General features: G+C 39.7%; 27 protein-coding genes. 18 read left to right on the forward strand and 9 right to left on the reverse strand.

Features of this window, described 5'->3' with window-relative positions; all coding sequences use genetic code 11:
- Nucleotides 1–20 precede the first annotated feature (20 nt).
- The 6 genes from IEW76_RS17310 to IEW76_RS17335 all read left to right on the forward strand — a co-directional run bounded on the left by IEW76_RS17310 (nucleotide 21) and on the right by IEW76_RS17335 (nucleotide 5,903).
- Nucleotides 21–434: a Fur family transcriptional regulator gene (locus IEW76_RS17310; protein WP_188655686.1), complete on the forward strand. Its 414-nt coding sequence runs from the start codon at nucleotides 21–23 to the stop codon at nucleotides 432–434.
- A 126-nt stretch (nucleotides 435–560) separates the two neighbouring features.
- Nucleotides 561–1,880, forward strand: a complete 1,320-nt coding sequence (locus tag IEW76_RS17315) for a metal ABC transporter solute-binding protein, Zn/Mn family (RefSeq protein ID WP_229721288.1) — start codon at nucleotides 561–563, stop codon at nucleotides 1,878–1,880.
- Between the two features lie 180 nt (nucleotides 1,881–2,060).
- Nucleotides 2,061–2,630 (forward strand): RNA polymerase sigma factor, encoded by a 570-nt coding sequence (locus IEW76_RS17320; protein ID WP_188655687.1) that lies wholly within the window; start codon nucleotides 2,061–2,063, stop codon nucleotides 2,628–2,630.
- On the forward strand, nucleotides 2,623–3,387 hold the full coding sequence (locus IEW76_RS17325) for an anti-sigma factor (RefSeq protein WP_188655688.1): 765 nt from the start codon (nucleotides 2,623–2,625) through the stop codon (nucleotides 3,385–3,387). Before IEW76_RS17320 ends, IEW76_RS17325 begins: the two co-directional genes overlap by 8 nt.
- A 774-nt stretch (nucleotides 3,388–4,161) precedes the next feature.
- Complete coding sequence (locus IEW76_RS17330; protein ID WP_188655689.1) at nucleotides 4,162–4,473, forward strand: hypothetical protein; 312 nt, start codon at nucleotides 4,162–4,164, stop codon at nucleotides 4,471–4,473.
- Between the two features lie 86 nt (nucleotides 4,474–4,559).
- Nucleotides 4,560–5,903, forward strand: a complete 1,344-nt coding sequence (locus IEW76_RS17335) for a copper amine oxidase (RefSeq protein ID WP_188655690.1) — start codon at nucleotides 4,560–4,562, stop codon at nucleotides 5,901–5,903.
- 98 nt (nucleotides 5,904–6,001) lie between these two features.
- Here the strand turns inward: IEW76_RS17335 and IEW76_RS17340 are convergent, their stop codons facing one another.
- Nucleotides 6,002–6,337 (reverse strand): winged helix-turn-helix transcriptional regulator, encoded by a 336-nt coding sequence (locus IEW76_RS17340; RefSeq protein ID WP_188655691.1) that lies wholly within the window; start codon nucleotides 6,335–6,337, stop codon nucleotides 6,002–6,004.
- A gap of 164 nt (nucleotides 6,338–6,501) precedes the next feature.
- Here IEW76_RS17340 and IEW76_RS17345 point away from each other — a divergent pair, with 164 nt between their 5' ends.
- The gene (locus IEW76_RS17345; protein ID WP_188655692.1) at nucleotides 6,502–6,930 is read left to right on the forward strand and encodes a DoxX family protein; all 429 of its coding nucleotides are present in this window, start codon (nucleotides 6,502–6,504) and stop codon (nucleotides 6,928–6,930) included.
- An 80-nt stretch (nucleotides 6,931–7,010) separates the two neighbouring features.
- Here IEW76_RS17345 and IEW76_RS17350 read toward each other — a convergent pair whose 3' ends face one another.
- Nucleotides 7,011–7,856: a YihY/virulence factor BrkB family protein gene (locus IEW76_RS17350; protein ID WP_188655693.1), complete on the reverse strand. Its 846-nt coding sequence runs from the start codon at nucleotides 7,854–7,856 to the stop codon at nucleotides 7,011–7,013.
- A gap of 133 nt (nucleotides 7,857–7,989) precedes the next feature.
- On the opposite strand from IEW76_RS17350, the gene IEW76_RS17355 reads away from it, so the two are divergent.
- The 3 genes from IEW76_RS17355 to IEW76_RS17365 are packed head-to-tail and all read left to right on the forward strand — an operon-like array spanning nucleotide 7,990 to nucleotide 9,391.
- Nucleotides 7,990–8,409 carry a DUF948 domain-containing protein gene (locus IEW76_RS17355; RefSeq protein WP_188655694.1) on the forward strand — a complete coding sequence of 140 codons (420 nt, stop codon included), beginning with the start codon at nucleotides 7,990–7,992 and terminating at the stop codon, nucleotides 8,407–8,409.
- A 20-nt stretch (nucleotides 8,410–8,429) separates the two neighbouring features.
- Nucleotides 8,430–8,879, forward strand: a complete 450-nt coding sequence (locus tag IEW76_RS17360; RefSeq protein ID WP_188655695.1) for a DUF948 domain-containing protein — start codon at nucleotides 8,430–8,432, stop codon at nucleotides 8,877–8,879.
- 23 nt (nucleotides 8,880–8,902) lie between these two features.
- Nucleotides 8,903–9,391 carry a hypothetical protein gene (locus IEW76_RS17365; RefSeq protein ID WP_188655696.1) on the forward strand — a complete coding sequence of 163 codons (489 nt, stop codon included), beginning with the start codon at nucleotides 8,903–8,905 and terminating at the stop codon, nucleotides 9,389–9,391.
- Between the two features lie 26 nt (nucleotides 9,392–9,417).
- Here IEW76_RS17365 and IEW76_RS17370 read toward each other — a convergent pair whose 3' ends face one another.
- Nucleotides 9,418–9,660: a protein YuzH gene (locus IEW76_RS17370; protein ID WP_188655697.1), complete on the reverse strand. Its 243-nt coding sequence runs from the start codon at nucleotides 9,658–9,660 to the stop codon at nucleotides 9,418–9,420.
- 284 nt (nucleotides 9,661–9,944) lie between these two features.
- On the opposite strand from IEW76_RS17370, the gene IEW76_RS17375 reads away from it, so the two are divergent.
- Complete coding sequence (locus IEW76_RS17375) at nucleotides 9,945–11,429, forward strand: BCCT family transporter (RefSeq protein WP_188655698.1); 1,485 nt, start codon at nucleotides 9,945–9,947, stop codon at nucleotides 11,427–11,429.
- Nucleotides 11,430–11,486: 57 nt separating this feature from the next.
- Here IEW76_RS17375 and IEW76_RS17380 read toward each other — a convergent pair whose 3' ends face one another.
- The 3 genes from IEW76_RS17380 to IEW76_RS17390 form a co-directional block, all read right to left on the reverse strand.
- The gene (locus IEW76_RS17380; protein WP_188655699.1) at nucleotides 11,487–12,170 is read right to left on the reverse strand and encodes an LrgB family protein; all 684 of its coding nucleotides are present in this window, start codon (nucleotides 12,168–12,170) and stop codon (nucleotides 11,487–11,489) included.
- Nucleotides 12,167–12,607, reverse strand: a complete 441-nt coding sequence (locus IEW76_RS17385; protein WP_308422091.1) for a CidA/LrgA family protein — start codon at nucleotides 12,605–12,607, stop codon at nucleotides 12,167–12,169. The genes IEW76_RS17380 and IEW76_RS17385 overlap by 4 nt, the downstream gene beginning before the upstream one ends.
- Nucleotides 12,608–12,760: 153 nt before the next feature.
- Nucleotides 12,761–13,642 carry a LysR family transcriptional regulator gene (locus IEW76_RS17390; RefSeq protein WP_188655700.1) on the reverse strand — a complete coding sequence of 294 codons (882 nt, stop codon included), beginning with the start codon at nucleotides 13,640–13,642 and terminating at the stop codon, nucleotides 12,761–12,763.
- Nucleotides 13,643–13,828: 186 nt separating this feature from the next.
- On the opposite strand from IEW76_RS17390, the gene IEW76_RS17395 reads away from it, so the two are divergent.
- The 6 genes from IEW76_RS17395 to IEW76_RS17420 all read left to right on the forward strand — a co-directional run bounded on the left by IEW76_RS17395 (nucleotide 13,829) and on the right by IEW76_RS17420 (nucleotide 20,593).
- Nucleotides 13,829–14,359 carry a DNA topology modulation protein gene (locus tag IEW76_RS17395; protein ID WP_188655701.1) on the forward strand — a complete coding sequence of 177 codons (531 nt, stop codon included), beginning with the start codon at nucleotides 13,829–13,831 and terminating at the stop codon, nucleotides 14,357–14,359.
- A 236-nt stretch (nucleotides 14,360–14,595) separates the two neighbouring features.
- Nucleotides 14,596–15,615 carry an NADP-dependent oxidoreductase gene (locus tag IEW76_RS17400; protein WP_188655702.1) on the forward strand — a complete coding sequence of 340 codons (1,020 nt, stop codon included), beginning with the start codon at nucleotides 14,596–14,598 and terminating at the stop codon, nucleotides 15,613–15,615.
- Between the two features lie 177 nt (nucleotides 15,616–15,792).
- Nucleotides 15,793–17,127, forward strand: coding sequence for an FAD-dependent oxidoreductase (locus tag IEW76_RS17405; RefSeq protein WP_188655703.1), 1,335 nt, complete (start codon nucleotides 15,793–15,795; stop codon nucleotides 17,125–17,127).
- 183 nt (nucleotides 17,128–17,310) lie between these two features.
- On the forward strand, nucleotides 17,311–18,456 hold the full coding sequence (locus IEW76_RS17410) for an amidohydrolase (protein ID WP_188655704.1): 1,146 nt from the start codon (nucleotides 17,311–17,313) through the stop codon (nucleotides 18,454–18,456).
- A gap of 314 nt (nucleotides 18,457–18,770) precedes the next feature.
- Nucleotides 18,771–19,304 (forward strand): sigma-70 family RNA polymerase sigma factor, encoded by a 534-nt coding sequence (locus IEW76_RS17415; protein ID WP_188655705.1) that lies wholly within the window; start codon nucleotides 18,771–18,773, stop codon nucleotides 19,302–19,304.
- On the forward strand, nucleotides 19,280–20,593 hold the full coding sequence (locus IEW76_RS17420; RefSeq protein WP_188655706.1) for a DUF4179 domain-containing protein: 1,314 nt from the start codon (nucleotides 19,280–19,282) through the stop codon (nucleotides 20,591–20,593). Before IEW76_RS17415 ends, IEW76_RS17420 begins: the two co-directional genes overlap by 25 nt.
- A gap of 70 nt (nucleotides 20,594–20,663) precedes the next feature.
- Here the strand turns inward: IEW76_RS17420 and IEW76_RS17425 are convergent, their stop codons facing one another.
- The 3 genes from IEW76_RS17425 to IEW76_RS17435 all read right to left on the reverse strand — a co-directional run bounded on the left by IEW76_RS17425 (nucleotide 20,664) and on the right by IEW76_RS17435 (nucleotide 22,831).
- Nucleotides 20,664–21,662 (reverse strand): aldo/keto reductase, encoded by a 999-nt coding sequence (locus IEW76_RS17425; RefSeq protein WP_188655707.1) that lies wholly within the window; start codon nucleotides 21,660–21,662, stop codon nucleotides 20,664–20,666.
- A 145-nt stretch (nucleotides 21,663–21,807) separates the two neighbouring features.
- On the reverse strand, nucleotides 21,808–22,245 hold the full coding sequence (locus tag IEW76_RS17430) for an OsmC family protein (RefSeq protein ID WP_188655708.1): 438 nt from the start codon (nucleotides 22,243–22,245) through the stop codon (nucleotides 21,808–21,810).
- Complete coding sequence (locus tag IEW76_RS17435) at nucleotides 22,238–22,831, reverse strand: TetR/AcrR family transcriptional regulator (protein ID WP_188655709.1); 594 nt, start codon at nucleotides 22,829–22,831, stop codon at nucleotides 22,238–22,240. Before IEW76_RS17435 ends, IEW76_RS17430 begins: the two co-directional genes overlap by 8 nt.
- Nucleotides 22,832–22,985: 154 nt before the next feature.
- Between IEW76_RS17435 and IEW76_RS17440 the strand changes: the two genes are divergently transcribed.
- A complete protein-coding gene (locus tag IEW76_RS17440; RefSeq protein WP_188655710.1) occupies nucleotides 22,986–23,522 on the forward strand; it encodes a hypothetical protein in 537 nt (178 codons plus the stop codon).
- The last annotated feature ends 88 nt before the right edge of the window (nucleotides 23,523–23,610 follow it).

Here is a 23,610-nt window from a genome sequence, read left to right on the forward strand (position 1 = left end):
ACAGATAAAGGAATGATAGAATGAATTCCACTAGAGCATTAAAAGTTTTAAAAGAGCATGGTTACAAGCATACGAAACAGCGAGAGAAATTATTGAATTTACTAGACCAACACGATGATATTTATGTTTCTGTTAAGCAGTTATGGGAAGAATTCAGTGAGGATTTTCCTGGTGCGAGTTATGATACAGTCTACCGAAATCTATATACACTAGCTGATATTGGTATTTTGGAAACGACGTCTTTTGATGGTGAAAAGCAATTCCGCTTCCATTGTGATACAAGTGATCATCACCATCATTTTATTTGTACAATTTGCGGTAAAACTAGTGCTATTCATTTGTGCCCTGTAGAAGATGTTGCATTATCATTACCAGGTCACCAAATTGAAAATCACAAGTTTGAAGTGTATGGCAAGTGTCCAGCTTGTCAATAAGCAGGGTCTTTTGGATAAAGACCCTGTCTTTTTTTGGTGAATAAAACGTAACGATTACTGTTTACAAAGCGTAATCGTTACGATAAAATGTTTTTGTACTTATACATAACTCATTTGGAGGGGACAATGATGAAAATACGATTTCTAATGTTGGGTTCGATTCTACTGTTACTCGGGCTTGTAGCTTGTGGAAATGCAGAAGATCAGAGCGCATCTAGTCATACATCAGAAGAAACTAATAAACTAACAATCTATACGACGTTATTTCCATTGCAAGATTTTGCTGAGCGAATTGGTGGAGAACACGTTGAAGTGGAGTCTATTTTACCGGCAGGGGCTAACCCACATACATTTGAGCCTACAACCAAAATGATGGTCGAACTTGCTGAAGCCGACGCATTTATTTATAACGGGGCAAACTTAGAAGCCTATGCGACGAAAATCTCTGAAGCAATCGGAGGAGAGGGCGTTGAAATTCTAGAAGCTTCAGAAGGTGTTGAGCTATTAACCCATGTCCATGATCACTCGAACGAGGAGGAAAAAGGTCAAGAAGGACACGCTCATGAAGAAGGAGAAGAATCCCACGAGGATCATGCTCATGAAGAAGGAGAAGAATCCCACGAGGATCATGCTCATGAAGAAGGAGAAGAATCCCACGAGGATCACGCTCATGAAGAAGGAGAAGAATCCCACGAGGATCATGCTCATGAAGAAGGAGAAGAATCCCACGAGGATCACGCTCATGAAGAAGGAGAAGAATCCCACGAGGATCATGCTCATGAAGAAGGAGAAGAATCCCACGAGGATCACGCTCATGAAGAAGGAGAAGAATCCCGCGAGGATCACGCTCATGAAGAAGATGCTAATGAGAGTGGGAGTCATAATGACCAATCAGAAGCACATGTTGGTCATGACCATGGTGATCAGGATCCGCATGTTTGGCTAGATCCTGTTCGAGCTATTACGTTAGCAGAGAATATTAAAGACCAATTGGTAGAATTAAATCCAGAGGCTAAAGAAGATTTTGAAAAAAACTTTGATCAATTAAAACAGGATTTAATGGAATTAGATCAAACATTCCATTCAAAACTTGAAGCAGCTGAATCAAACAAAATTCTTGTTTCACACGCTGCGTATGGCTATTGGGAAAAAGCATATGGGCTCGAGCAGATTGCCATATCAGGGTTGTCCCCAACAAATGAGCCATCTCAGAAGCAATTAGAAAGTATTATAAAAAAATCAAAAGAAAATAAAATTAGTACCATCCTTTTCGAACAAAACGTTACACCAAAAGTGGCGTCTGTTATTCAAAAAGAAATCGACGCTGACATAAAGCGAATCCACAATTTATCGGTTCTTACTGAAGATGACCTCAATGCAGGTGAGGATTACTTTAGCTTAATGAATCATAATTTAGAAGTGTTATTAGAAGTATTAAATAAATAAAATATATGAGTTTAATAGAATCAAGTTAAAAGTCACCATATTGGTGGCTTTTTTTACGTTTAAAGGTGATCTAAAAAGGGAATCAAAACGATTTCTTTATAACTCCCATCTTGTGACTTCTCATCGATCCCACTTAGTATGCTATGATATTGGTATTATTGATCGTAAAAGGAGAATGGTATGAAGGAGCGGGACTATGATCTTTATCAAAAGGTCTTAACAGGCGATAAACATGCGCTTGAGAAGATTTATGATAAATACGAGAAGTTGCTTTACTCCTTTGCCTATAAGACATGTGGGCAGAAGGAGATGTCAGAAGAAGTTATGCAAGAAGTGTTCATAAAAATATGGACTCAAAAGGCAACATACGATGAAACAAAAGGGAAATTTTCATCATGGATTATTACAATCGCCAGGTATACAGCGATTGACGTGTTACGTAAAAAGGAAAATCAAAACTATGCATTAGATGAAGAGTGGGATGCACCAAATGAGAAAGAACCTTCTGTTGAGGATCTCGTGGAATGGAAGGAAAGAGGGAGTATGATTAGGGAAGCTATGAAGCATCTTCCCAAAGAACAAAAGAAAATCGTCATGCTATTTTATTTTAAAGGATTGACACAACAGCGGATCGCTGAACATTTAGATATATCTTTAGGAACCGTAAAGAGTCGAATTAGGTTAGCTTTAAAACGTCTTAAAAAAGAACTGGCCATCATCGAAGAGAAAGGGGGTGTGAGTGATGCCTGAACAATGTGATCGGCTAATTGATTATATAAGCGGCGAGCTAAATGAAGAAGAAAAACGAGCATTTGAAGATCATTTGAAAGAATGCTCTGAATGTCGTGAAGAAGTTGAAGAGATGGGCAGCATTATGGAAGATCTTCCATACGCTGCAGAGCCAGTAGAACCACCTGAAGGCATGAAGAACAGGGTTCTTGAGAGTGTGTTTGAGGAAGAACAAACGGAAGCGGATTTTGTACGTGATGAATCGGAACAATCTTATGAAGATGATAAAGTAGCATCGCTCACGACTCACAAACAGAAGAAGCGCGCTAGAAAACCATGGACAGCGTTATTAGCAGCGGGATTACTATTATCCGTGTCAGGAAATGTTTACACTCTATTCAATGAAGCGGATAAAGATACCGGTACTGTGGTGGACAGCATAGACGAGGTAACGAATAAAGTCACGTTATCTGGGCAGCAAGAAGGATCGGGCTCGGCATCTATTATTAAACAACAAGAAGATATGACGCTTGTTGTAGAAGCGGAGCAGCTGAGCCAATTACAAGGTGAAGAAGTTTACCAAGTATGGCTCATTAATGGAGAAACCCCATACAGAGCAGGTAGCTTTGTGACCAATCAAAATGGTGAAGGTGCTGTAGCTTTTTCTCTAGAAAAGCTAAATGATCAAGGTGATTTTGATACAATCGCCATTACGAAAGAGCCTGACGCCACAAGTGAAACCCCTCGAGGCGACATTGTCTTGTCCTCGAAGCTTTAAAGAAAAGAAGACCTGGACCAATAATGGTTCAGGTCTTCTTTTTTTGTAGCAATGGATCTGTTACTGTTTAGTGTTGATTTTGTTCTATATAAGTCTTGAAGTTGAGGTGAGGGCCGTTACGATTATGAGTGCTTGGGCTTGCTCGGGGACAACTCGCTTTCCTGCGGGGAGCTGGGAAGCCTCCTCGTTCGCATTCGCTCTCTGTGGGGTCTTCCCTAGGCTTCTTTTCCCGCGGGAGTCTCGCAGTCCCCGAGCAAGCCCTGACATTAAAAGGGTGAACGGCCCCGAAGTTCGCATCAGCAGGTCTGTTGTTACCCTATATGGCATGATTTCGTTCCTCCTTGTATGGTAAAGGTGGGCCTGGAAACTGCGAGACTCCCGTGGCAGAAGAGCCTAGTCTAGTTCTGGCGTGGAGGACCTAGCGAGACAAGTCATCTTTTTTACAAAGGCTTAGCGCCTTTTCCAAAAAGCTGTCTTGTCCGTACGGTCCTAGGCACCACGCCTACACTTTTCAATCTAGGTGAGACCCCGGAGGCCGGCTATGCCGGCTGAGGAGGCTCACCAGCTCCCCACAGGAAAGCGAGTGGTTTCCAGGCCCACCTTACGCTCAACTAAAGTTAACAGAAACATTATCTCAGCTTCGGGCCTTCAAGGTTACTGTCCTATTCTTGAACAAGGTTGTTATAAAGAATGACAACAATAAACTTTAGCAGAGCCTTAGCGTTAAATGGAAAAAAGTGTTAAGGTGAAAGGAGAAATGGGGAGGTGTTTAGGTTGGAAGTATGGAAAGGGTATGTGGTTACTATAGCAGAACTATTGGTATTTATTGTGATCGGATTTTTTATAAGTGAATATGTTCTTAGTTTTACTTATGAACAAGCTGGTATTTCTTATATGGGTAATATAGGGAAAGTTTGGTTTGGGATCTCTTTATCTTTGTTTTGTCTCTATTCAATCATCGCACATCGAAGTAAAGGGAAGAGTCATGAACTTCTTAAGGGAAGGATCGGCTCCAAGACATTTTATGTTGTGTTCGTGTTCTCCATCTATACAGTCCTGGCTCCACTCTTTGATGGGGCACTATAAATTTTTTAAAAAAATGGTGATCCAAATAAAGATCCTCCTCGATAGCTTAGTGAATAAACAAAAAACAAAGAGGAGTGGATCTATCCATGAACATGAAAAAAGCACTTGTAACTGTACCTTTAAGTTTCTCTTTATTACTTCCGACAACAGCAAGTATTGTGAGCGCAGATGATCACAGCTCGGCAAAACCAACTGTCACGACAGAAGCTGTTGAATTACGTGCTTCCTTGGATCGTCTTTTAAGTGAGCACGCTTACCTGGCTGTTGAAACGATGAGAAAAGGGGCTGAAGGGGCAGAGGATTTTGAGGCATCGGCAAATGCCCTTAGCAGTAATACAGAAGGTTTATCAAAAGCGATTGCTTCTGTGTATGGTGAAGAAGCAGGTAAACAATTTAAACAGATTTGGTCGGATCATATTGGTTACTTCGTTGATTATGTTAAAGCCACAGGCAACGAAGACGCTGAAGCTAAAGAAGCAGCTCTTCAGGAATTAACTGAATACCGTAAAGACTTCTCACAGTTCTTAGAAAATGCAACAGATGAGCGCTTAAAAGCAGGAAAACTTGCAGATGGACTACAGATGCATGTTAACCAACTTATCGGAGCTTTTGATAGCTATGTAGCTGGCGATTATGAAAAAGCTTACGAATATGAACGTAAAGCGATTGAACACATGTACGGAGTAAGTAAAGGACTAACGAGTGCAATTGTGGATCAGTTCCCGGATCAATTCAATGAGACGAAGGCGGTAACACCAGCAGCTGATCTGCGCTCAAACTTAAACCATCTCATGAGCGAACACGCAGGATTGGCTATGATGGCTATGCAAAATGGTATTGATGGATCAGAAGACTTCAAAGCATCTACACAAGCTTTAAGCCATAACACGGATGATCTTGCAGCAGCCATTAGCTCCATTTATGGTGAAGAAGCAGGTCAGGAGTTTAAGAAAATGTGGACGAACCATATCGGCCACTTTGTAGACTATGTAAAAGCTACCGGTGCTGATGATGAGGAAATGAAACAAAAAGCATTAGATGCTCTTGATCAGTATCGTCAGGATTTCTCCATGTTCTTAGAGAAAGCCACAGAAGGAGAGCTAAAATCCGAAACACTAGCGAAGAATCTGCAGAGTCACGTTGACTACTTGATTACTACGTTTGATCAGTATGCACAAGAAGATTATGATATGGCATATGAAACACTTCGTGAATCTTATGGCCACATGTTCGGAGCAGCAAAAGCTTTATCCTCAGGGTTTGTAAATCAATACCCAGAGAAATTTAGCTCTGACATGCCTTCAGAAATGCCAGATACGGGAATGGGTGGAGCAGAGCAGTCAAACAACTTCACTTGGATTATCTTATCTGTGTTAGCGATGCTGGCTGGTACAGCAGTCTTTGCTCGTAAACAATCTCGAAATCAGTAAGGTGAAGGGCTTCTAAGTATAGTTAATTGGTATTAAAAAGAGAGTGAAATCTTAAGCCAAGATTTCACTCTCTTTTTCTTTTGTTTTAATAAGTTCCATTAGGACTTGCATTGTTTATGGGTGGGAATATCAATCCACTCATCCGCCCATGCTTTGATGTCTTTCATTAATGGTTTAAGAGAATGTCCTTTATCTGTTAGAGAATATTCAATTCTTACAGGCGTTTCAGCGTATACTTCTCTGTGAATGATGTCTTCAGCTTCTAAATCTTTCAACCGTTCAGATAATAAACGGCCGCTAATCCCGATTGCGTCTTTTATTTCATGGTTTCTCTGAGGGCCAGATAATAATTGATATATAATAAGTGCATTCCAACGCTGGCTAATAATCCCGACAGCTTTTTCAAATCTCGGACATAAACTAGAGTCTTCCACAGTCGATCTCTCCTTCGTTTATAGTGTAACATAACTTCTGCCTTTCCGTAACCTAATTGCATACCATAAACAAATTACTTGTCGTATCGAGGTTACATGATTATAATTAGTTACATAAAGTAACTTGTTGAGTGAAAAACGATCCTATAGAAAGGATGAGAAGAATGAGTCATAAGCGACATCAAATTGGCATTTTTTTATTACGCCTCTTTTTAGGGTTTACAGTCTTTATACATGGACTTACAAAATTTAAAATCGGTATGGGTAACACATCAATTGCTCTTGAATCGATTACAATCCCTATGTCCTTGTTATATTCAATAGGTATTATTGAAGTAATAGGAGGGCTATTCTTAATGATTGGATTTAAAGTTCAAATAACGTCATCTATCATTGCGGTAGTCATGTTACTTTCTATTACACAACTAAAACTACCGATTGGGTTTTTAGGCACCAACTTAAGAGCGGGGTTTGAACTTGATTTGGCTCTATTATCTATTGCAGGATTCCTTGCACTAGATGGGAAAACTCCCTTCGCTATTGAAAATATTACATTTCAGTCAGATGAGTGTTATAAATGTCCGGAAGTATAAGTGATTGTAAACAACAAAGAAAAATACAAAAAAGCTAGCCCGATCCTTACATGTGTTTACAGTTTAGGACCGGGCTATTTTTATGCTGAAAACGTAGAATCGGTGGAAGATTTTCTGTGCCTCTTATGGTAAAGAACATTTATTTCAGCGCCAATCATAAGGATAAGTCCTGTTAGGAAGAACCATAATAATAAAATAATAATCCCACCTAAACTACCGTACGTAGCTGAATAATTCCCAAAGTTACTAACATAGAAGGAGAAAGCAAGGGAAATGAGTTGCCATAAGATCGCAGTGATCATAGCTCCTGGAAGTATGTGTTTAAATGGATAGTTTTTGTTCGGTGCAAAATGATATAAAGCCATTAAAATTCCTGTCATTACAACAATCCCAATCGCCCATCTTAAAAACTGGAAGATAATGACGGATTGTTCAGGGAGATTTAAAGCTTGGTTGATTCCTTGAATGATGAGATCACCAAACACAGGCAGTACTAGTGCTACAGCAATGGCTACAATCATTCCTAATGTAAGGACGATCGATAATAACCGGACCTTAATGAAAGATCTAGTTTCCTCAACTTCGTAGGCCAGATTCGCTGAATTAATAAATGCCATTACTCCTGAGGATGCAGACCAAAGGGTACCAATAATACCAACGGTTAACAAACCACCTTTAGGGGAGTCGACTAAACTGATGATCTGCTCCTTAAAGATACTCATCGTTTCATCTGGTATTATACTTCCCATAAATTCAATAGCAAGTTGTGAGTCTATCTTTAAGTATGGAAGAATAGAGAGCATTAGTATAAGTAGCGGAACGATTGCTAATAAATAGTAATAGGCTTGGGCTGCAGCAAGTATGGGGATATTATTTTCTTGAAACTTGTTCTTTAACTCTTTTACATAACTAATGATTGATTTCAACGAAAACCCTCCGTTTTATTTGTTTATGTACATTCCTTCCCCTTTTGGAAAACTTTTTAATCGTCAAGATGTAAAGAATGTGTTTTGATTAGATAGTGTTGTGGTAAAACGTAGAGAAGGGAGGATAGGGAAGATGATTTATCTTTATATTGGAATACTGATCGTTTCCATTTCATTTGCTTTACTGTCGATCTATATTGCTAAACTATTATCTTCAGTTTCAAGATCAATGAATGATTTAGGGAACACATTATCTGAAGTAGAACAACAGCTTCACGGGATTACACAAGAAACAGAAGAGATCGTTCAAGAAACTCATCTCATTGTTGACGATGTAAAGGAGAAAACAGATGCCCTTCAACCGGTTTTTCACTCTTTACATGGTTTAGGTTCTTCCCTTATTCAATTGAATCGGTCCATTGATGGAGTTCCAAGTACGCTTAGAACATACACAGCCGATCATTCCGTTAAGATGACGGAAGCCTATCATTGGGGGACTACAGCTTTGTCTCTCTATCAAAAGTGGAAGATGACCAAGCAAGAAACACATTAATAGGAAGAAGGTGAATAGGTTTGACGTTAGTAGGAATTGGAGTACTCATTATCGGAATCGCTTTTGCTATTATTTCGATCTTTGTAGCGCGCACCCTGAATAACTTAGCTCATGTCCTAAATGGGGTAGACGAAACGGTAAAGAAATTACCTGATCAATTAGACGGGGTAATGAATCAAACAGCAGAAGTGTTAGGTCAAAGTAGAGATACATTAGCAGATGTGAATGAGAAGATTCGCACCCTTAGTCCATTGTTTTACATAATCGGCGATGTTGGAGAGTCTTCTAGAAAGTTAACCTCCTCCTTAGTCGATATGACTTCTTCATTAAAGAAGAATACTAATGACGGTAAAACCGTCGTAAACGAAGAGAACCTACGCGGACTCTATGGAGCGATAGCGTTTAGTTATTTCCTGACGAAGCGCAAAAAAGCAATGAAGGCAGCACTAGATCACACAAACCAAAAATAAACGATTAACAAAGGAGAATGGATATGGCAAATCAAAAAAGTGGATTAGGAAAAGTTACATTCTATATGGCGATTGGAGCTTTAGTTGGTGGAGCGGTTACACTTATGAATCGTGAGACGCGCAACTCTCTTAAAGAGAAGTCTTCTTCTACGAAAGATTCCGTAAGTAGCTATGTATCAACCGTAAAAGAAGACCCGCAAGGAACAAAAGATGACCTTGTGGATCGCATTCAGCGTACTGCTACAGCTACAAAAGAAGCTGTCAATCAAATTCAGAACATTATTAATGACCAAGGAAAAGATTTAGCGAAACAAATGCAAGATGTGAAAGAAGAGTCAGAAGAGATTGTCTCTACAGTAAAAGAGACTGGAGAAGAGTTAAAAGATGTAGGCGAAAAAGCTGCAGAAGCGAAAGAAGAATTAACAAATTCTTATGAAGAAGAGGAAGAGCAAACAGCTCCAACTACATCAACTATCCAGACTCCACAGTCTACAGATAACAGAGCACTATAAGAACACATACAAAATCGCGAGAACAATTATAAATGTTCTCGCGATTTTCTGTTTTCATAAGCGGCAAGCCTGCCAATCTCTTTATTTAATAGTTGCTGCATTTCTTCACGATCTTCCATTGTAACCAAAGGATCCTCCTCACTCCAGTCTAAGGAGTATACACTATAATATCGTTTAATTCTTCTGAAATAGATCGTAGAATTTGGGAACTTGTCGAAATATCCTCGAATCCTATTCTTACGGTCGAAACTCCAACGTGATAATTTCATGATGCTCACCTATTCCATATAATTATTTGAATTTTCTGGGGCATTATTGTAACATAAATAACTAGTGAAAGGGCGAAATGAGTCGAAAAAAGGGACATTTTATCATTTCTTCCTGTATAAGGCGGTGGGGAGTGTTCTAGAAAAGTAAAGGTTTGAAAAGTTGTATAAAAGGGATTAGTTAGTAGAAAGTATCTATGGGAGAGGAACCAGAGTTTCTAAGTTACATAAAACTCTCCTGCGCCCGGAGAATAATGGGGCGTCTATTAAAAAGAGGAGGAAAATACGTGAAGAGTTTCACGAAGATGTTTTGGATTTCATTATCAATAGGTATCGCATTCGTACTATGGGGAGCTATATTACCTGATCAAATGTTCAATGTCATGAGTGCGGGTAAAAGCTTTGTGCTTGATCAGTTTGGGTGGTTCTATCAGTTTGCTACAACCTTCTTCTTTGTCATCTCTCTTGTTATCGCATTTAGTAAATATGGGAAGATTAAATTAGGAAAAGAAGGCGAAAAACCAGAATACAGTACATCAACATGGTTTGCTATGCTCTTTAGTGCAGGTATGGGAATCGGGCTACTATTCTATGGTGTTTCAGAGCCGGTATCTCACTACTCGACACCTCCTTTTGGAGAAGCGAATACAATTGAATCTGCAAAGGTAGGTTTAAGATATACGTATCTTCATTGGGGCTTTCATGCTTGGGCAATTTACGCGATCGTAGCTCTGGCACTTGCTTATTATAAATTTAAGAAAGACATGCCAGGGTTAATGAGTGTTACGTTACGACCAGTTATCGGGGATCGTGCAAACGGTCCAATAGGTATGGTAGTCGATATTATCGCTGTATTTGCAACATTATTTGGAGTAGCCATATCTCTTGGAATTGGTGCATCTCAAATTAATGGAGGCTTAAACTTCTTATTTGATGTTCCAAATAATTTTGGTGTGCAGCTTATTATTATGGCTATCACAACGGTACTATTTATTACTTCGGCAGCAAGTGGTTTATCAAAGGGTATTCGCTATTTGAGTAATGCGAACCTAATTTTAGCCGTAACCCTATTCTTTGCCTTTTTATTTCTTGGACCAACTCAGTTTATGTTGGAAACGTTCTCAGCAACGTTTGGGTCTTATGTACAGAACTTGCCTAGTATGGGGCTCAGGTTCTCTCCATTCCAACAAGAGAATAATGACTGGGTAAAAGGCTGGACAATCTTCTACTGGGCATGGTGGATCTCTTGGACACCGTTTGTAAGTACATTTATTGCCCGTGTTTCAAGAGGGCGCTCAGTACGAGAGTTCCTTGTAGCGGTCATTATAGCTCCATCAATTGTTTGTGCTTTATGGTTTGGCGTCTTTGGTAGTGCAGGTATTTACTACGATCACATCATGGGCATTGATGTGGCAGGTCAAAGTTTAGAGACAGCGTTATTCTATGTATTTGAACAAATGAACTTTAGCTTTATTCTCTCTGGGGTATCTGTTTTGCTAATTCTTACATTCTTCGTTACTTCAGCAGATTCAGCTACATTTGTACTCGGAATGCAGACACACAATGGTAGTTTAAATCCACCATTCTTCGTGAAATTTGCATGGGGAATTGTAATGGTTGCTATTGCAGCAATCCTAATGTGGTCAGGTGGAATAGATGGTCTTCAAGCCGCAACCATTATTACAGGTTTACCACTCACGATTATTCTGCTCGTAATGGTGTGGGGACTTCTCAAATCATTCTCCGCTGATATGAAGGCAGATAAGAAATAGCTTAACTAATAATAGAGGACCAGGTTGCAAAAAAATGCGACCTGGTCCTTTTTATTGTTATTGAATGAATAAATGTTGGAAGTGAGGGATCCAAGTGTTCCCCCAAACTAGCGTTACTCCTGCTGCTATAATCATGGAGAGGCTTGAGAACGTTCCTTCTTGGTCTCCGAATTCGAATGCCTTCGATGTGCCGGCGCCATGAGCAGCTACTCCGAAAGAAACACCTCGGGCAACAGGTGATTTTAAGGAGAACACTTTTATGACATGAGGGCCTACAATAGAACCAATAATACCGGTTGCCACAACAAAAGCGGCTGTTAAGGCCGGTACTCCTCCAATTGTCTTAGAAACTTCCATTGCAATAGGTGTCGTAATGGATCTAGGCATAATGCTCGTCATAAAGTTTCCGCTTAAATGTATGAGATACCCTAAGAAAAATGAAGACAACACAGCTACGACTGAGCCAGCTACGATGCTTGATAAGATCTCAACCATAAATTTCTTAATTAGCTCAAAGTGTTTATAAATGGGTATCGCAAACGCGACTGTTGCGGGCCCCAAAAAGTAACTGATCGCACTTGTGCCTTTTTCGTAGTTTTGAAATGGGATATCGAGAACAACTAGGGCTGCCACCAATACAACTGGTACCACAAGTAATGGTGTTAAATAGGCTTTTGGATAGTGTTTATATATACGTTTACTCACAATATAAATGAGTATCGTTGCAATTAAATAAATCATTTTGAATCTTCCTTCCTTCGTTTAGAAAGAAAATCGGCAACAATGCCGGTACTTCCCATCACTAAAATGGTACTGATCATGATGATAATGAGTATCTGGAATCCATTCCACCCAGCCATTTCAGGATATTGAACGATCCCGACTGCTGCAGGAATGAAGAATAAAAGAAGTTCTGCCAACAACCATTTACCAGCTTCTTCGACCCACTCTAATTTTATCAAACCGAAATAAAGAGCAATAAAAAGAAAGAGTAAACCAAAAATGCTTCCAGGTATCGGAAATTGTGTAAGCTGCTGGACGGCTACTCCTAAAAAGAAAAAGACATTAATGAGTAAAAATTGTAAAACAAGTTTTAGAAACGTTTTGTAAATGCTTACACCCCCTGAACATGCGAAAAGAGCCTTGGGATGGGCTCTTTTCTTGAACGATCTTTTAATTTTGAAAGCTTTTGGGAGTCAAAGGTTTGGGAGAACCTTTCATGAAAAAGACAGGTTGGGAGCTGTTTTTTCATGATGTTGACGTATTCTCATTATATGATGGAGATGTTCATAATGAAAATACATATTTCTTATTTGAATTATAAAAAAAAGTTATAGTTTTGATTCATGAATAAACTGTATAAACTCCCTTGCTGCATATGGTAAGTAGCGATCTTGTTTGACGATCATGGATAATGTCCAAGGAACGCATGGATTCACAACAGGAATGTTCCTTACCTCTGTTGAATTGATCTTTTCACATATGGATTTCGGCATAATAGCAATTCCTATTTGAGCTTTCACCATTTCTACAATAAAGTCCCACTGAGAGCTCTCTAACTCAATCTCAGGTGTAAAACCTACAGACTGGCAGTAGGTTTGTATAATATCGTGCATGGCGAAATCCTCTTGAAATAGGATGAACTTTTCATGAGCTAATTCTGCTAGCTCAATTGAATCTTTCTGAGCTAACTTGTGGTCAGTTGGTAAGACGACATCCATTGTTTCTTCGTTGAATGGATGAGCTTGAAATACCGTTTCATCTATAGGTGCAACAGCAACAGCTACATCGACATGACCTTCTTCCAATATTTTTTCAATTTTCTTAGCACCATATTCAGTGATCTTTATAGAAATGCCAGGGAACTTCTGGCGAAACCTGGCGATAAGTTCAGGGAAGAAAAGCGTACCTATTAACGGAGGTAGGCCAAGTTGAATTGTACCTTTTTTTAAATGCACCATATCATAAAGGGAACTTGTTAAGTCATCCATCATACCAAGTACACGCTGGGCTTGTGTATAAACGAGTTCTCCTGAATCAGTTAACGTAATTTGTTTTTTTGAACGATCAATTAGCGTAACGTCTAGTTCCTCTTCAAGATTTCGAATCATTTTACTCAAAGCAGGTTGTGAAAGTTTCAACGAATGAGAAGCTTTCGTGAAACTATTAACACGTGCCACTTCTACGAAATATCTTAAATGGCGACTATCCATTCGATCCCCCCTAATCTAAACATGAACCCATTATAGTTATTCCATGCACCGAAGTAAAGCGACAAACAGTGCCAGACACCCTTTACTGCAGTAAAGGGTGTCTGGCACGCGTTCACACTCTAAAATGGTAAAGGGTGTCTGACACTCTTTGATATGGTAAACTATTACAATGGAGAGGGGGATTATATGAAGCGTGTAATGGTAGTGGGGTGCCCTGGGGCTGGGAAATCTACGTTTTCAAGGCGTCTAGGAAGTGTCTTAAATGAAGAGGTGTATCATTTAGATAAATTGTTTTGGTTGCCTGGTTGGGTTATGAGAGAGCGTGAAGAATTTATAGAGATGCAACAAAAGGTTATGAATCAAGAATCATGGGTGATCGATGGGAACTTCGGAGCCACTCTTCCTGTTCGCTTAGAAAAAGCTGATACGGTCATTTGGCTAGACCCGCCTAGGGAAGTGTGTCTATACCGCATTCTGAAACGGTACGTCCAGAATCGCAACAAAACGAGGCCTGACATGGGGGAAGGTTGTGAAGAAAAGCTAGACTTTGAGTTTATCAAGTACGTTTGGAACTTTCATTATGACAAGCGCCCAAAGTTGAAAGAACGACTTCACAAAGCAGCCGCACACAAGAACATACATATAGTTAAATCTACTATAGAGGCAGAGCGTTTCTTAGACAATCTCCAAATTATCAAACAAGGGTCAACACTGTAAAAGTGTTGTCCCTTTTTTAATAAGAGGAATACATTTCCTCTAAAATGAAGGTTTAAGAAAGAGAACTCAAACGTTTAAAAATCCTCTTTCCAGTGAATCACATGATATGTAAGGGCATAAGAAGCTAAAAGCCCATGATCAATAGAGACATGGCAAAAGTCGAATAAGTTGATTTATGATACAGTGATTTGCTATTTTGAATATTCAAGGTGCTAAATGGAAGGAGCATTTTTACTATGACAAAAGAGAATCAACAAATCGTACTAGCAAAGCGTCCTGAAGGGATGCCCACACATGAAAATTTCACTTATGAAGATGTAGAAATTAAATCTCCACAAAAAGGAGAAGTAGTTGTCAGAAGCTTATATATTTCTGTCGATCCTTATATGAGAGGACGTATGAGTGATCAAAAATCCTACACTCAACCATTCCCTTTAAATGAAACCATTAACGGTACGGTTGTAGGAGAAATCGTTGAATCTGAAGACGATCAGTTTTCAGTAGGCGACAAAGTAACAGGCTTTCTTGGTTGGCGCTATTATAATACCATTCCTTCTAGTCAAGTTCGAAAAATAGACGGTGAACAAGCCCCATTATCTGCATACCTTGGCGTATTAGGGATGACTGGTTTAACGGCTTATTTTGGTTTACTTGATATTGGTGAACCTAAAGAAGGAGAAACCGTTGTAGTCTCTGGTGCTGCAGGAGCGGTAGGTATGATCGTTGGTCAAATCGCAAAGCTAAAAGGAGCCCACGTAGTCGGTATTGCCGGTTCTGATGAGAAGGTAAACTATATCACAGAAGAACTAGGATTTGATGCAGGTATTAACTATAAGACTGTTGATGATATACAAGAAGCTCTTTCAGGTCTGTGCCCAAATGGTGTTGACGTGTACTTCGATAACGTAGGCGGAGAGATTTCTGACGCTGTACTAAATCTTTTAAACTCATTTGCCAGAATTCCTCTTTGCGGAGCGATTTCTTCGTATAACCGAACAGATGGTGACTTAGGCCCACGCGTTCAAACCAAACTACTCAAATCCCGCGCCAAACTACAAGCCTTTATCGTGGGAGACTATGCAGACCGCTTTGGTGAAGGTGTTCAAGACCTTGCCAAATGGCTATCTGAAGGCAAACTAAAATATGAAGAAACAATAACAGATGGCTTTGAAAACATTCCAGATGCATTCTTCGGACTGTTCCAAGGGAAAAACCTAGGAAAACAACTAGTAAAAGTTGCTGACCCTAAATATTAAAATAACCCAAACCCTGCTCATAAAGAGCAGGGTTTTTTATGCGCTCCAACAATCAAGTCTTTTTAGATTACTGGGTTTAATGGAATACAAAATGATGCAAATAGCTATACCACATTGGGTTTATGGGTAAGGTAATAGAGGAACATACTAGTATACATGATAAAGAGAGGTGTTACGATGAAATACATAATCATCGGGGGAGATGCGGCTGGAATGAGTGCCGCTATGCAAATTGTACGAAACAGTGAAGGAAATGAAATCGTAACCTATGAGAAAGGTGAGACGTATTCTTATGGTCAGTGTGGCCTGCCATATACCATTAATGGCATTGTTGATTCCACAGACGATCTTATTGCCAGGACACCAGAAACGTTTCAAGAAAAATACGGAATTAAGACCCATACTCTACATGAAGTAACAAAAGTTGATTGTGAGAAGAAAATGGTTTATGGAACCAATCATCACACAGGGGAAGGCTTTGAAGATCAATATGATCGACTTCTTGTAGCGACAGGGGCTAGTCCAAATTGTCCTCCGTGGGAGGGTATTGAGTCTGAGGGGATCTTCACCTTAAAAACGATTCCTGATGCAGAGGAAATAATGAATTACATAAATGAGGATGTGCAGAATGTAACCATTATTGGAGGTGGCTACATTGGCCTCGAGATGGCGGAAACACTCTGTGACATAGGGAAGAATGTACAAATTATCGAGCGTGGTGAACGCCTTGCTAAAATTTTCGATGAAGATATGAGTGAACTCATTCATGAGCAAGCAGAAAAACAAAATGTGAAGCTTACATTCAAAGAATCGGTAGAAGGTTTTAAGACCAATGATAATGGTCGTGTAAGATGTGTTGTTACCGATCAGGGAGAGCACCCTTCAGATCTGGTTATAATAGCCGTTGGGGTGACTCCAAATACGTCCTTTTTACAAGGAACAGGTATTTTCACAAGCGTTCATGGAGCAATTGAGGTGAACACTTACATGGAAAGCACGATTAAGGATATTTATGCTGCTGGTGACTGTGCCACACAATATCACCGAGTGAAACAACGTCCTGATTATATCCCTCTTGGAACACATGCCAATAAGCAAGGGAGGGTGGCTGGATTGAATATGATTAATATCCCTACACCATTTAAAGGGATTGTTGGTTCCTCGATCATTAAATTCTTTGATGCTGCTCTTGGTAAAACTGGATTATCTGAACATGAGGCTGAGGCGATCCATTTTCCTTATACTTCAGTCACAATCGATTCTAATCATGCTGCAGGGTATTATTCAAAAGATAATCCAATGAAAGTTAAGTTAGTATACAATGATCATACACGTGTCTTATTAGGTGCTCAAATTATTGGGGGAGAAGGCGTTGATAAAAGGATTGATGTAATAGCAACTGCCTTATATCATTCCATGACGGTGGACGAACTCGTAGATTTAGATCTGTCCTATGCCCCACCTTTTAATAGTGTATGGGACCCCATACAGCAAGCTGCTAGAAGAGCCTAACGAGAAAGGAGCGATTCATAAACAAATTTATGGATCGCTCCTTCTTATTTGTAAGTTTGTTATACAATAAGTCCAAATGTATATACGACATTTTGCCACCTCTTGCGCTCAACTATTAACAATTTTCTGTTTATTTCGGTACTGGAAATAATGTAAACTAGAAAAGAAAGAGAGGGGTTTACTATGCTTGTAATCAAAAATGTAACAGGTTATAACGGAAGAGGAGAAACGTTTGAAGACGCAACGATAATAATTAAAAACGGTAAGATTGAAGCAATTGGTATGCACGTCCCCATTCCAGAAGGGGCTCCAGTAATTGATGCAAAAGGGAAAGTAATCACACCAGGATTGATTGATGTACATACTCATTTAGGTGTTTTTGAGCAAGGCATTGGTTCAGAGGGGCATGATTTCAATGAAACAAGTAGTGCAACTACAGCCGAAATCCGGGCCCTCGATGGTATTAATCCTTTCGATCAAGGGTTTGATGACGCTCGTCAAGGTGGCGTAACAACAGTTCAGATCTTACCGGGTAGTGCGAATGTTATCGGTGGAGAAATGGTTGTCGTCAAAACAGCAGGGACAGTCGTGGATGAAATGGTCGTTCTTGAACCTTCTGGACTAAAAGCAGCAACAGGTGAAAACCCAAAGCGTGTACATGGAGGGAAAGGAAAGAAACCAAATACGCGAATGGGTGTTGCCGCTATATTAAGGCAAAAATTAATTGAAGCACAAACTTACATAAAAGCTCTGGAAAAAGAGGAGAGACCTCGGGACTTGGAAATGGAACAGATCGCTAAAGTATTAAAGAAAGAAATGCCTTTACGAGTTCATGCCCATCGTGCAGAGGATATCGCAACAGTGCTTCGTATTAAGAAAGAATTCAATATAGACCTGACGATTGAGCACGGAACAGAAGGACATCTCATTACAGATTTCATTGCTAAACATAAAGAAGTGAGTATTGCTGTTGGACCGACAATGACTTCAAGGTCTAAAGTAGAACTTGCTAACAGAGGATGGCATACGCTAACAGCATTTGGTGAGGTGGGGATTCCATTTGCGATTACAACTGATCACCCAGTCGTAACGATTGAACACCTTATTACAAGCGCCATTATGGGAGTGAAAAACGGTTTAGACGAATCCCTTGCTATGCAAGCATTAACGTATAATGCCGCTAAACACCTAGGTATTGAAGAAAGAGTAGGTTCATTAGAAGTAGGAAAAGACGCAGACCTTGTCCTATGGGACGGTGATCCATTCGACCTTCGGAACAGTCCTGTGCAAACAATGATTAATGGGGATTGGGTCTTTACTCAACAGTAAGCTATTGACGGAAAAAGCAGCGTTCCACTAAAAATGGAACGCTGCTTTTATGTGCAATATTATCCCTCCCCCTCTGGAATATTCAATATTTGGGCAGGAATGTTGAAAACTTGAAGCTGAGACATCTTAGTGTAAATGGGGCCGTTATTTTGTTGAGAGCTTGGGATGTCTGGGGAACGACTAGCAACCTCGCAACTTCAATTATTCCACATAAGGGGGCTTATATGGAATAATTACAAGAAAATTTATACTCCTGAAACTTTTTGTGAAGCATGTGACTCTAACAAATGAGAACACAGAAAGGGGAAAGCCTTGTGAATATAATAAAAGAGGTGAAACGAGCTCGGAAAGGGAATAAAGCGTCGTTTGAGATGTTAATCCGAGAATACAAAACCACCATGTATCGTGTTTCTAAAACCATCCTGAAACAAGAAGAAGATTGTGCTGATGCTATACAAGAGGCGATTCTAAAAGCTTTTCATTCCATTAAAACTCTTAAAGAACCAAAGTATTTTAAGACGTGGTTGCTTCGTATAGTTATGAATGAGTGCTATACCATCATTCGGAAACAGAAAAAAGTTATTCAACTTGATCAAGTGCCGGAAAGTAGTAGCTTAGAAGAAGGTTATAGCAAAATTGAAACGAAAGAGTTGCTCTACTCTTTATCTGAGGAAGATGCTTCTGTTCTAAAGTTATTTTACATAAAGGATCTACCAATAAAAGAGATAGCGGAAGTAATGGATATACCTGAGAATACACTTAAAACAAAACTACGTCGGGCCAAGAAAAGGGCGCAATTACAAGTTAAGGAGGAGGGGCTGCAATGGAAAAGTGGGAACAACAGCTAGACCAGGAGGTAAACGGTAATTTGCCTAAGGTTGTAGAACAACAAATAGAAGAGACATTAAATACCTTACCGAATAAGAAAGCAAGCAGGAAGAAGTGGATGTATTCTGTTGCAGCAGCCGTAGTGGCTACGGGTATAGTGGTTAGTAGTTCATCGGTGTCTACAACCATTGCGGATTCTCTTCAAAGTGTGCCTGTTATTGGCTCAGTAATGGAAAAGGTAGGCGGTTTAGGAGAGAAGAATGGTCAACAAAAAGGCTTAACTGTCACAGCAGGAGAAGAAGTTGACATCGGAGATCAGACGATTATCTTTACAGAAACCCTTTATGATGGCAATAGTATATACATTAGCTACCTTAATACATCCACTGATCTTAACAAACAAGTCCTTTCAGGTGTGCCTACCGTAATGATTGATGGTGAGCCATTACGAAACTATGGAATTGGTGCTGGTGGGCAGAAATTGAAAGAAGGTGTCTATGGCGAAACGATGTCGATTAGAACCTCGGAAGAACTTCCTGATGAATTTCTTTTGACGCTTGGCGGTGAAACAAACGGGTCACAGTGGCAAGTAGATCTACCTGTAGAAAAAAAGGGCGCTGAAACGGTCATTCCGCTTAACGAAAGTTTCTCAAATGAAGATAATCATTTGCGTTACAGTACGCTTAGCTTTACATCTACTTCTACGAGAGTTCAATTTCAATTAATTACACCTGAAGATTCTAAGCTCATTCAGAATGGACAGCATTTTGACATTCAGGTAGAGGATGGGAATGGTAGAGTATTAAGAGGTATAGGGGCAAGTAGTAGATCTGCTTTGTTACATGATGGTACGGTTCAGGGGCAGTATACATTTGATTTGGAACCTTATGGAGAAGATCTTCCTGAAAGCATTACAATCAAGCCATATCTTATGAAAATACCGTTAGAGAATGAAGATGTTGAGCCGGTAGTTTTTACAACGAAGAAATGGAAAGGTGAGCCTATCACCCTGTCACAAGGAGAAATGGGTAATTTGACTGTACAGAGCGTTGAAAGGATAGAGGGAGATGTAACCATTACCTATTCAGTAGATGGGGAAGATGAAGCCATGCAGTCGAGTACGTTTTGGATAGAGGACAGTGAAAACAACATGTATAAAGAGAATCGCGTTGAAAGGCGTGTGGAGGGAAACACGTTTAAGCAAACGTTTTATGATTTCCCTGCTGAAGAAGATATTTATCTTCACTCAACAGAAATGGATTCTCATCATTATATAAGTAATTTTGAAGTTACCATTGATATACAATGAAGAAATAGTTTCTAGAAAACTGTTAAAATGGCATAAAAATACCCCCGTCTATTTATGACGGGGGATTTTATTATTCGACATCTCTTCTAGTAGGAGGAGCCATAAACTCAGGACCTACAGGGTCTTTAATGTTCTTAACTAGAATTTCGTCAATGTCTTTTTGGGTATCTTCATCAATCTTAAAGTCCATCACTTCATCAATTGGATCCATTTGTTCTGGCTTACGTCCACCCCAAAGGGCTGTTCCTGTACCAGGTTGATCTAGAATGAATCGAAGAGCCAGGTGGATAATCCGTTTGTCGAAACGATTTTGAGCTAACTGATCAAGCTCGTTCACTGCATTTAGGTATTGTTCATAACGTGGCTGCTGGAATTTAGGATCATTGTTTCGAAGGTCATCTCCATTAAATTGTGTATCCTTTGTCATCTTTCCTGTTAATAACCCACGGCATAAGCTTCCGTATAACAGCGTATGAAGGCCATGCTCTTGTACATACGGCAGTATATCGTCTTCAATTCCTCGCTCAAACATATTATACGGAGGTTGTACCGTATGAATGGGAGCAGCTTCACGGAATGTATCCATTTGCTCTGGAGAGAAGTTGCTTACCCCGATTGAACGTATTTTGCCTTGCTTATATAAGTAGTAAAGAGCTTCAGCAGTTTCTTCAATTGGCACGGTAGGATCCGGCCAATGAACCTGATAAATGTCGATATAGTCAGTTTGAAGTCGACGTAGAGAGTCATCAATTTCTTTATGGATGCGTTGTTTGGATGCATCACGGAAAACTTGTTCGTCTTTCCAGTTCATTGCTACTTTCGTTGCTAGTGTGATTTGATCACGGCCACCATATTGTTGAATGGCTTTGCCGACAATTTCTTCAGAACGTCCAAAGCCATAAACCGGTGCAGTGTCAATAAGCTTGACGCCTTTATCTAAAGCAGCATGGATTGTTTTAATGGACTGATCTTCGTCAGTTCCACCCCACATCCAGCCACCAATGGCCCATGTTCCTAGTCCGATGCGTGAAGTTTCGATTCCCGTATTGCTGACTTGCATGTTTTCCATTGTTTCACCTCCAAAGGTTGGTAGCCTTAGCTACTCTCTAGCGAAGTTTACCCGCTAGTTATATAGACTAATCATTTAAATAGGTTTTTCAGATGCATGAAAAAAGAAGACCTCTCTTATGAAAAGAAAGGCCTTCTTGTTTAACTTAAGCTTTCGTCCAGTTTGTAACCATATCAACATCTGCGTTATATAAGGTTTGGAATACAGGACAACGATCATCTGTTTTATCCTTTAATTCTTGAATACGTTCATCAGGTTCACTTGTTTTAATTTGAGCGTTAACAGTTACAGTTTGGAAGTGACGACGCACTCCTTCAGTTCCCATCATGCCACGAGGGTCTAATTCTCCGCGAATTTCGAACTCAATGCCCTGCAAGTCAAAGTCCATTTCACTTGCAACCATGTTAGCTACAGCATTTTCACAGCCTGCTAAAGCAGCTAATAGAGTTTCAAGTGGATTAGCACCCTCGTCAGTTCCACCTTGCTGTTCGGGCTCATCGATAATAATTGTGTGTTTCTTAGCTTTTGCTTCTACCTTTGCACCTTCTGCAGTGGCTTTAACTCTCATTTGAACATTACTCATGTGAATGACTCCTTTGATGTAAAAGTGTATTTTTTAAAATCCAAACAGTGTTTTCAATAGGTTTAGACGTTTGCTTGACCTTCGCCATTAAAATCGCGCCCTCAATTGAGCTAATGATATGCTCAGCGTAATCATAGGCACGTTGATCCGAGATGAGGTTTGCATCTTTTAATGTTTCACTAAGCGCCATAGCCCATTCATGGAAAAAGAAAGCGATTCGTTCACGAAAAGAGGCGTCATGTTCACTCATTTCAATGGCTAAGTTTCCAAATGGACATCCTTTTTTTACATTAGAATCTTGGAAAGATCCAAGGGTTTCCTCAAGCATATGATGAATTCTTGTATTAGCAGGTGATTCCCCTTGAAGAATCTCTTCGATCATTCTCGATTTCCAGGTGTCTATATAGCGATCGATAACGGCTATGCCGAGATCATGTTTCGTTTTAAAATAATGGAAGAACTTTCCTTTCCCGATACCTGAACTGACTAAAATATCATTAATGGAAGTGGATTGGTATCCTTTCGAACGGATTACATCAGCAGCCACCGATATAATCTCTTCTTTTGCCAAGGCACCTTTATTCATTAAGAACACTCTTCCTTTCAAAACCAACCGGTTGGTATGGTTATACAGTAAATGATTCTCGAATTGATGACAATAAATGTGCTTGAATAAACATTTTCATAAATTCGACGACTTCTGAATAAAGTAGTACTAGCTTTATGAGGAGGTTTCTACAATGATTAAAGTATCTCAAGGGTCCGCTCTTATTTTGTGTTTGCTTTTTTTTATTATACTTAGTTGGGTTGGTCTTATACGGGCGGAGGATATGATTGTGCCAGAAGGATCCTTTTCTCAGGAGACTGTCGCTTTCCCTGAAGCCATAACGTACGTAGATACAGTTAAAGAACTTGAAAACACAGTCGGGTCATCTGTCTCTACATTTAATGTACTACCAGACTCTTTCGAACGAATCAGCATGGGTTATAAAAAGGTAGATGAGGGGTCTTTTTTGACAAGGCAAACATTCATCCGTTATCCCAACGGGAAAATGACGTTTGAACAAGGACCGAAATTTTCCAAAAAAGAAGTTATCTCATCACAATCAACGGATATGACAGAATTAGTGTTGAATGGACAAGTCTTTCACATGAATATGGAACAGGAGAAGGCAGATTATGTGGTATGGGAAAATGGTGCGAACGTATATGCTGTATCCACGAACGAATCATTTTCTATAGAAGAATGGAAGATTTTGCTGAGTTCATTACAATAAGAGAACAGACGCCTTAACGGTTCGTTCGTTAAGGCTTTCTATATGCCACTATACAATTATCTGAAAATTCATATTATAATGTAGGTAA

The sequence above is a fragment of the Pontibacillus salipaludis genome (assembly GCF_014642405.1).
Lineage (GTDB): Bacteria > Bacillota > Bacilli > Bacillales > BH030062 > Pontibacillus > Pontibacillus salipaludis.

Bases quoted from the DNA above. Each gene is read 5' to 3' on its own strand.
- IEW76_RS17310 (WP_188655686.1), top strand. From the start codon at position 21: ATGAATTCCACTAGAGCATTAAAAGTTTTAAAAGAGCATGGTTACAAG.
- IEW76_RS17315 (WP_229721288.1), top strand. From the start codon at position 561: ATGATGAAAATACGATTTCTAATGTTGGGTTCGATTCTACTGTTACTC.
- IEW76_RS17320 (WP_188655687.1), top strand. From the start codon at position 2,061: ATGAAGGAGCGGGACTATGATCTTTATCAAAAGGTCTTAACAGGCGAT.
- IEW76_RS17325 (WP_188655688.1), top strand. From the start codon at position 2,623: ATGCCTGAACAATGTGATCGGCTAATTGATTATATAAGCGGCGAGCTA.
- IEW76_RS17335 (WP_188655690.1), top strand. From the start codon at position 4,560: ATGAACATGAAAAAAGCACTTGTAACTGTACCTTTAAGTTTCTCTTTA.
- IEW76_RS17345 (WP_188655692.1), top strand. From the start codon at position 6,502: ATGAGTCATAAGCGACATCAAATTGGCATTTTTTTATTACGCCTCTTT.
- IEW76_RS17355 (WP_188655694.1), top strand. From the start codon at position 7,990: ATGATTTATCTTTATATTGGAATACTGATCGTTTCCATTTCATTTGCT.
- IEW76_RS17365 (WP_188655696.1), top strand. From the start codon at position 8,903: ATGGCAAATCAAAAAAGTGGATTAGGAAAAGTTACATTCTATATGGCG.
- IEW76_RS17370 (WP_188655697.1), bottom strand. From the start codon at position 9,660: ATGAAATTATCACGTTGGAGTTTCGACCGTAAGAATAGGATTCGAGGA.
- IEW76_RS17380 (WP_188655699.1), bottom strand. From the start codon at position 12,170: ATGATTTATTTAATTGCAACGATACTCATTTATATTGTGAGTAAACGT.
- IEW76_RS17390 (WP_188655700.1), bottom strand. From the start codon at position 13,642: ATGGATAGTCGCCATTTAAGATATTTCGTAGAAGTGGCACGTGTTAAT.
- IEW76_RS17395 (WP_188655701.1), top strand. From the start codon at position 13,829: ATGAAGCGTGTAATGGTAGTGGGGTGCCCTGGGGCTGGGAAATCTACG.
- IEW76_RS17400 (WP_188655702.1), top strand. From the start codon at position 14,596: ATGACAAAAGAGAATCAACAAATCGTACTAGCAAAGCGTCCTGAAGGG.
- IEW76_RS17405 (WP_188655703.1), top strand. From the start codon at position 15,793: ATGAAATACATAATCATCGGGGGAGATGCGGCTGGAATGAGTGCCGCT.
- IEW76_RS17410 (WP_188655704.1), top strand. From the start codon at position 17,311: ATGCTTGTAATCAAAAATGTAACAGGTTATAACGGAAGAGGAGAAACG.
- IEW76_RS17420 (WP_188655706.1), top strand. From the start codon at position 19,280: ATGGAAAAGTGGGAACAACAGCTAGACCAGGAGGTAAACGGTAATTTG.
- IEW76_RS17425 (WP_188655707.1), bottom strand. From the start codon at position 21,662: ATGGAAAACATGCAAGTCAGCAATACGGGAATCGAAACTTCACGCATC.
- IEW76_RS17430 (WP_188655708.1), bottom strand. From the start codon at position 22,245: ATGAGTAATGTTCAAATGAGAGTTAAAGCCACTGCAGAAGGTGCAAAG.
- IEW76_RS17435 (WP_188655709.1), bottom strand. From the start codon at position 22,831: ATGAATAAAGGTGCCTTGGCAAAAGAAGAGATTATATCGGTGGCTGCT.
- IEW76_RS17440 (WP_188655710.1), top strand. From the start codon at position 22,986: ATGATTAAAGTATCTCAAGGGTCCGCTCTTATTTTGTGTTTGCTTTTT.